This is a genomic window from Propionivibrio sp. (assembly GCF_041441355.1).
Classification (GTDB): domain Bacteria; phylum Pseudomonadota; class Gammaproteobacteria; order Burkholderiales; family Rhodocyclaceae; genus Propionivibrio.
The window spans coordinates 1-4456 of sequence record NZ_JASDTF010000009.1; the positions used below are offsets into that span (position 1 = coordinate 1).

9 protein-coding genes are annotated in these 4456 nt (G+C 60.2%); all 9 read right to left on the reverse strand.

The window, feature by feature from the left end; genetic code table 11:
- Positions 1-33 precede the first annotated feature (33 nt).
- A complete protein-coding gene (gene rpsC, locus QMB55_RS02960; RefSeq protein ID WP_497587170.1) occupies positions 34-882 on the reverse strand; it encodes a 30S ribosomal protein S3 in 849 nt (282 codons plus the stop codon).
- Positions 883-891: 9 nt separating this feature from the next.
- Positions 892-1221 (reverse strand): 50S ribosomal protein L22, encoded by a 330-nt coding sequence (gene rplV, locus QMB55_RS02965; protein ID WP_497587171.1) that lies wholly within the window; start codon positions 1219-1221, stop codon positions 892-894.
- 10 nt (positions 1222-1231) lie between these two features.
- Positions 1232-1507 (reverse strand): 30S ribosomal protein S19, encoded by a 276-nt coding sequence (gene rpsS, locus QMB55_RS02970; protein WP_497587172.1) that lies wholly within the window; start codon positions 1505-1507, stop codon positions 1232-1234.
- 13 nt (positions 1508-1520) lie between these two features.
- Entirely contained in the window at positions 1521-2348 is an 828-nt protein-coding gene (rplB, locus tag QMB55_RS02975; protein WP_497587173.1) for a 50S ribosomal protein L2, read from the reverse strand.
- Positions 2348-2650 (reverse strand): 50S ribosomal protein L23, encoded by a 303-nt coding sequence (gene rplW, locus QMB55_RS02980; RefSeq protein ID WP_497587174.1) that lies wholly within the window; start codon positions 2648-2650, stop codon positions 2348-2350. Before rplW ends, rplB begins: the two co-directional genes overlap by 1 nt.
- Positions 2647-3267, reverse strand: coding sequence for a 50S ribosomal protein L4 (rplD, locus tag QMB55_RS02985; protein ID WP_497587175.1), 621 nt, complete (start codon positions 3265-3267; stop codon positions 2647-2649). Before rplD ends, rplW begins: the two co-directional genes overlap by 4 nt.
- On the reverse strand, positions 3267-3911 hold the full coding sequence (gene rplC, locus QMB55_RS02990; protein ID WP_497587176.1) for a 50S ribosomal protein L3: 645 nt from the start codon (positions 3909-3911) through the stop codon (positions 3267-3269). The genes rplD and rplC overlap by 1 nt, the downstream gene beginning before the upstream one ends.
- 109 nt (positions 3912-4020) lie before the next feature.
- Positions 4021-4332 carry a 30S ribosomal protein S10 gene (rpsJ, locus tag QMB55_RS02995; protein WP_497587177.1) on the reverse strand — a complete coding sequence of 104 codons (312 nt, stop codon included), beginning with the start codon at positions 4330-4332 and terminating at the stop codon, positions 4021-4023.
- Between the two features lie 53 nt (positions 4333-4385).
- The coding region (locus QMB55_RS03000) for an EF-Tu C-terminal domain-related protein (protein WP_198525954.1) at positions 4386-4456 on the reverse strand (71 nt) is incomplete at its 5' end.

Here is a 4456-nt window from a genome sequence, read left to right on the forward strand (position 1 = left end):
TTACGGCCTTTCTGCTCCTTGCGGTACTTCCTTCTAGTTGGCTGCAGCATCAGTCGTTCCTGCCTTTCTTACACGTTTTGCCGGCGCCTTGGCTTCAGGCGCGGCGTCGTTACCCGCCTCGGGCTGCGCATCGCTCTTGGCCTTCACGGCGCGACCCTTGGGCTTGTCCGTAGCATCGGCACGCGGTGCGCGGCGCGGCTTGCGCTGCTCGTCAGCGACCGGTGCGTCCTGCGCCACCGTCGACTGCTCGTTGCGGTTGAGCACTTCGCCCTTGAACACCCAGACCTTGACGCCGATCACACCGTAGGTGGTCATGGCTTCCGAGGTTGCGTAATCGATATCCGCACGCAGGGTGTGCAGCGGCACGCGACCTTCGCGATACCATTCGCGGCGAGCGATTTCAGCACCGTTCAGGCGACCCGAGCTCATGATCTTGATGCCCTGGGCGCCGAGGCGCATGGCGTTCTGCATCGCACGCTTCATGGCGCGGCGGAACATGATGCGCTTTTCGAGCTGCTGGGTGATCGAATCGGCGATCAACTGCGCATCGAGTTCCGGCTTGCGGATCTCTTCGATGCTCACGTGGACCGGGATGCCCATGATCTTCTGCAGCGCGGTGCGCAGATGATCGATCTCTTCGCCCTTCTTCCCGATCACGACACCAGGACGCGCCGAGAAGACGGTCACACGGGCGTTCTTGGCCGGACGCTCGATCAGGACGCGACCGACGGAAGCGTGCTTGAGCTTTTCCTTCAGAAAGTCGCGGACCTTGACGTCCTCGTTGAGCATGGACGCAAAGTTCTTGCTGTTTGCATACCAACGCGAGGACCAGTCACGCGTAACCGCCAGACGAAAACCAGTCGGATGAATTTTCTGTCCCATTGTTTATCCTCAGTTTCCGACGGTCAGGAAGATGTGGCAGGTCGGCTTGCTGATCCGGTTGCCACGGCCTTTGGCGCGCGCGGTAAAGCGCTTGAGCACCATGCCTTTTTCAACATAGATCGACTTGACCTTCAGCTCGTCGATATCGGCACCGTCGTTGTGCTCGGCGTTGGCAATTGCCGACTCGAGCACCTTCTTGATGATGCCAGCACCTTTTTTCGGGCTGAACGCCAGGATGTTTAGCGCCTTGTCCACCGGCAGACCGCGGATCTGGTCGGCAACGAGTCGGCCCTTTTGGTCCGAGAGCCGAACGCCGCGCAAAATAGCACGAGTTTCCATATCCTATCCTTTACTTCTTCGCCTTCTTGCCGGCGGTGTGACCCTTGAAGGTCCGCGTCAGCGAGAATTCACCCAGCTTGTGGCCGACCATGTTCTCGGTGACAAACACCGGGATATGCTGCTTGCCGTTATGCACGGCGATCGTCAGGCCAACGAAAGCGGGAAGTACGGTCGAACGACGCGACCACGTCTTGATCGGGCGCTTGTCGCTGGTGGCGCGCACGGCGTCCACCTTCTTCAGCAAGTGGGCATCGACAAACGGGCCCTTTTTAATGGAACGTCCCATAGTTCTCTACCCCTTAGCGTTTATGACGGCGCTGCACGATCATGGAGTTCGTGCGCTTGTTCGAGCGGGTGCGGTAGCCCTTGGTCTTCGTTCCCCACGGGCTGACCGGATGCATACCAGCAGCCGTACGGCCCTCACCACCACCGTGCGGGTGATCGACCGGGTTCATGACCACGCCACGGACGGTCGGGCGGATGCCGCGCCAGCGGGTTGCACCGGCCTTACCGATCGAGCGCAGGCTGTGCTCTTCGTTACCCACTTCACCGATGGTGGCACGGCACTCGACATGCACGCGGCGAATTTCGCCGGAGCGCAAACGCAGCTGAGCATAGACGCCTTCACGCGCCAGCAGCTGAGCCGAGGTACCGGCGGAACGAGCGAGCTGAGCGCCCTTACCGGGGATCATTTCGATGCAGTGGATCGTGGTACCGACCGGGATGTTGCGAATCGGCAGGGTGTTGCCGCTCTTGATCGGAGCCTCGGACCCGCTGATTACCTGCTGACCGACGACCATGCCCTTGCAGGCGATGACGTAGCGGCGCTCGCCATCGGCGTAGCACAGCAGGGCGATGTTGGCGGAACGGTTCGGGTCGTACTCAAGACGCTCGACCTTGGCCGGAATGCCGTCCTTGGTGCGCTTGAAATCGACCAGACGATAATGCTGCTTGTGACCGCCGCCCTGATGGCGCGTGGTCACATGGCCGTTGTTGTTACGGCCGGCATTCTTCGACTGAGGCTCGAGCAACGGAGCGTACGGTGCGCCTTTGTGCAGGTCGGCATTGACGACCTTGACCAGGGAACGACGCCCAGGCGAAGTCGGCTTGACTTTGACGAGTGCCATTACGCAGCACCTCCATCGACGAAGTTAATCTCTTGCCCGGCCTTGAGGCTGACGTAGGCCTTTTTCCAGCCCTTGCGCTTGCCCATCGAGCGGCCAAAACGCTTCGTCTTGCCCTTGACGTTGGCAATGCGAACCGCCTCGACTTCGACCTTGAAGAGCAGCTCAACGGCGGCCTTGACTTCCGGCTTCGTCGCATCGGTCGCAACGCGGAAAACCACTTGCTCGTTCTTCTCGGCGATATAGGTCGCCTTTTCCGAAATCTGCGGCGCAAGCAGCACTTGCATCAGACGTTCTTGGTTCATCCCAGGACCTCCTCAAACTTGACCAGAGCGTTCCGGGTCATGAGAACCTTCGGGAAGCGGATCAGCGAAACCGGATCCGCCTCGCTCACTTCAAGCACGAGAACGTTGTGCAGGTTGCGCGAGGCCAGATAGACGTTTTCATCGAGCTCGTCGGTAATCACGAGCACCGACTCGTAGCCCATGCCCTTGATCTTCTGAGCGAAGAGCTTGGTCTTCGGGGCATCGACATTCAGGCTCTCGACGATAGCCAGGCGATCTTCGCGCACGAGTTGCGACAGGATCGAGGCCATACCGGCACGGTACATTTTCTTGTTCAGCTTCTGGCTGAAGTTTTCGTCCGGCGAATTCGGGAAAATCCGACCGCCCCCACGCCACAGCGGCGACGAGGACATACCGGCACGCGCACGCCCCGTACCCTTCTGACGGAACGGCTTGGCCGTGGTGTGGCGGACTTCAGCACGATCCTTCTGGGCACGATTACCACTGCGGGCATTGGCCTGGTAGGCAACGACGACCTGATGGATCAGCGCCTCGTTGTATTCGCGACCGAAGAGCGCATCGGAAGCGTCCAGACGACTGGCTTCCTGCCCCTGTTCGTTAATGAGTTTGAGTTCCATCACGCCCCCGCCTTCACTGCCGGGCACACGACCAGATCCGACCCTTTGGAGCCGGGGACCGCACCCTTGACCAACAACAGCTGACGCTCGACGTCGACACGAACGACTTCGAGGTTCTGCTGCGTGCTCTTGACGTCACCCAGGTGACCCGCCATCCGCTTGCCGGGAAAAACACGGCCCGGATCCTGGTTCATACCGATCGAACCCGGCGCGTTGTGCGACACGGAGTTACCGTGCGAGGCACGCTGCGAGCTGAAGTTGTGGCGCTTGATGCCGCCGGCGAAGCCTTTACCGATCGAACGACCGGTGACATCGACCTTCTGGCCGACGGCAAAGATCGTCACGCTGATCTGATCACCCGCCTTCAGCGAGGTCAGCTCTTCGGCGCTAACGGGGAATTCTTTCAGGACGCTGCCCGCTTCGACACCCGCCTTGGCGAGATGTCCGGCCATCGATTTGTTCACGCGCGAGGCGCGACGCGTTCCGAAGGCCACCTGAACGGCGGCATAGCCGTCTTGCTCAGGCGTTTTGACTTGGGCAATGCGGTTGTTCGACACGTCGAGCACCGTAACCGGAACGGAAACACCGTCATCGGTAAAGATGCGCGTCATGCCGACCTTGCGCCCAACAAGGCCTAGACTCATGGTTATTCTCCTCTAGCCGGCTACGATTGGCCGGCGAGCGCTAAGTAAAATAGGTGGCGTCCAGGACGCCACCCACCAAAAGGCGGCGATTATAGCCGCAAAACTGCGATTACTGCAACTTGATTTCGACGTCAACCCCTGCCGGCAGGTCGAGCTTCATCAGCGCGTCGACCGTCTTGTCGGTCGGATCGATGATGTCCATCAGACGCAGATGGGTGCGAATCTCGAACTGATCGCGCGAAGTCTTGTTGACGTGCGGCGAACGCAACACGTCGTAACGCTGGATACGCGTCGGCAGCGGGACCGGACCGCGCACAACGGCGCCGGTACGCTTTGCGGTTTCGACGATTTCCTGCGCCGACTGATCGATCAGACGATAGTCGAAGGCCTTCAAGCGAATGCGGATTTTCTGGCTTTGCATGTTGTTTCCCAAAGAGCGATGGGCAGGGCTCGCACCCTGCCCGACAAGAGAAATTACTCGATGATTTTGGCGACGACGCCGGCGCCGACGGTACGACCGCCTTCACGGATGGCGAAGCGCAGAC

Coding starts and splice junctions, on each gene's coding strand:
- rpsC (WP_497587170.1), bottom strand. CDS start 882: ATGGGACAGAAAATTCATCCGACTGGTTTTCGTCTGGCGGTTACGCGT.
- rplV (WP_497587171.1), bottom strand. CDS start 1,221: ATGGAAACTCGTGCTATTTTGCGCGGCGTTCGGCTCTCGGACCAAAAG.
- rpsS (WP_497587172.1), bottom strand. CDS start 1,507: ATGGGACGTTCCATTAAAAAGGGCCCGTTTGTCGATGCCCACTTGCTG.
- rplB (WP_497587173.1), bottom strand. CDS start 2,348: ATGGCACTCGTCAAAGTCAAGCCGACTTCGCCTGGGCGTCGTTCCCTG.
- rplW (WP_497587174.1), bottom strand. CDS start 2,650: ATGAACCAAGAACGTCTGATGCAAGTGCTGCTTGCGCCGCAGATTTCG.
- rplD (WP_497587175.1), bottom strand. CDS start 3,267: ATGGAACTCAAACTCATTAACGAACAGGGGCAGGAAGCCAGTCGTCTG.
- rplC (WP_497587176.1), bottom strand. CDS start 3,911: ATGAGTCTAGGCCTTGTTGGGCGCAAGGTCGGCATGACGCGCATCTTT.
- rpsJ (WP_497587177.1), bottom strand. CDS start 4,332: ATGCAAAGCCAGAAAATCCGCATTCGCTTGAAGGCCTTCGACTATCGT.